This window comes from Streptomyces sp. NPDC127092, from assembly GCF_042722475.1.
GTDB lineage: Bacteria > Actinomycetota > Actinomycetes > Streptomycetales > Streptomycetaceae > Streptomyces.
Genome location: NZ_JBHXFE010000183.1, coordinates 1,160 through 1,697 on the forward strand (window position 1 = coordinate 1,160; position 538 = coordinate 1,697).

Consider the following 538-nt stretch of genomic DNA (forward strand, 5'->3'; position numbering starts at 1 on the left):
GGCATCCGCGAGACCATCCTCTTCCCGCTGCTCAAGCCGGAGGCCTGACATGGCCGACTTCTGGGACTACTTCTCCGTCCTCGCCCCCTCGATCGGCCTCGGGCTCATCTTCTGGCTGGTGATGCGCTCCCTGCTGCGTTCGGACACGGGCGAGCGCGAGAGTCAGGCCCGCCGGCTCTCGGGCGCGGACGCGCGCGCGGCCCGCGAGGAGGCCGAGGCCCGTGAGTGGGCGGCCCGACGCCGAGCCGAGGGCCGGCCGGAGGCCGAGCCGGAGGACCGCGCCCGCTGAGATTCCTTCCCCGGCGTTGAAGAATCCTTCTGCCCGGCTTTGTTGCGGTATTCTTGAATCACCACAAGTGCACGGCCGGAATCGTGAGCACGCGGGAAAGAACCCCGAGAGCGAAGACCGGAACCCAGGGACACGCGCACGAGAGCAAGCCGTGGGACTGCCTCTTGTCCACGTCTGCCGCCGTCGCCGCCGTAGATGATCTCGATGTCTTTGTTGGAAATGGGATTAGGAAAGTAGCAGGGGGAGGGC

At 67.3% G+C, this 538-nt stretch carries 1 protein-coding gene; it reads left to right on the top strand.

Annotated features, from left to right (window positions below):
* Positions 1–49 precede the first annotated feature (49 nt).
* Complete coding sequence (locus ACFWJO_RS38630) at positions 50–289, top strand: hypothetical protein (RefSeq protein WP_073116274.1); 240 nt, start codon at positions 50–52, stop codon at positions 287–289.
* Positions 290–538: the final 249 nt, after the last annotated feature.